Source organism: Clostridium sp. AM25-23AC, from assembly GCF_003435125.1.
Lineage (GTDB): Bacteria > Bacillota > Clostridia > Lachnospirales > Lachnospiraceae > Pilosibacter > Pilosibacter fragilis.
Map to the genome: position 1 here is coordinate 1 of NZ_QWGI01000058.1, position 1128 is coordinate 1128.

Below are 1128 nucleotides of genomic sequence, written 5' to 3' on the forward strand. Positions count from 1 at the left end.
TTGACCGTAGACCGGGCGCAGGAGCTGGGCGAGCAGTTCTGCAAGGAGCATTTCCCCGGACACCAAGCCCTAATCTGCACCCACCCGGACGGGCATAACCACAGCGGGAATATCCATGTGCATATCGTCATCAACTCCCTGCGGATTTACGAAGTCCCGCTTCTGCCCTACATGGACAGACCAGCCGACACGCTGGAGGGCTGCAAGCACCGCTGCACCAACGCCGCTATGGAATATTTCAAGAGCGAAGTCATGGAAATGTGCCACCGGGAGGGGCTTTACCAAATCGACCTCTTGAACGGCAGCAAGGAACGGATAACCGAACGGGAATACTGGGCGGCAAAGAAAGGGCAGCTTGCCCTTGACAAAGAGAACGCCGCCAGAGAAGCCGCCGGACAGCCGACCAAGCCCACCAAGTTTGAAACGGACAAGGCGAAGCTGCGCCGGACGATACGGCAGGCACTTTCCCAAGCTGGCAGCTTTGACGAGTTTTCTTCCCTTTTGCTGCGGGAGGGTGTGACCGTCAAGGAGAGCCGGGGGCGGCTTTCCTACCTCACGCCGGACAGGACAAAGCCTATCACAGCCCGAAAGCTGGGGGACGATTTTGACAAGGCTGCTGTCCTTGCCCTGCTCACGCAGAACGCCCACAGAGCTGCCGAACAGACCAAAGCCATACCCGAATACCCTGCCGCAGTTAAAAAGCCGTTACAAGGGGAAAAAGCTGCAAAAACCACCCCGGCAGACAACACCTTGCAGCGCATGGTTGACCGGGAAGCCAAGCGAGCCGAGGGCAAGGGCGTGGGCTATGACCGCTGGGCGGCAAAGCACAACCTAAAGCAAATGGCAGCTACCGTTACCGCCTATCAGCAGTACGGCTTTTCCTCCTCGGAGGAACTGGACGAAGCCTGTTCTGCCGCCTATGCCGCCATGCAGGAAAGCCTTGCGTGGTTGAAGCAGGTGGAAAAGACGCTGAACGGGAAAAAGGAGCTGCAACGGCAGGTGCTTGCCTATTCCAAGACCCGCCCTGTCCGGGACGGGCTGAAACAGCAGAAAAACGCCAAAGCAAAAGCAGCCTACCGTCAGAAGCATGAAAGTGACTTTATCATAGCAGACGCAGCCGCCCGCTAT

The 1128-nt window shown here is 57.8% G+C and carries 1 protein-coding gene; it reads left to right on the forward strand.

Annotated features, from left to right (window positions below; genetic code table 11):
* Nucleotides 1–1128: relaxase/mobilization nuclease domain-containing protein (locus tag DW677_RS17305; RefSeq protein WP_242992236.1), on the forward strand; the 1128-nt coding region annotated here is incomplete at both ends.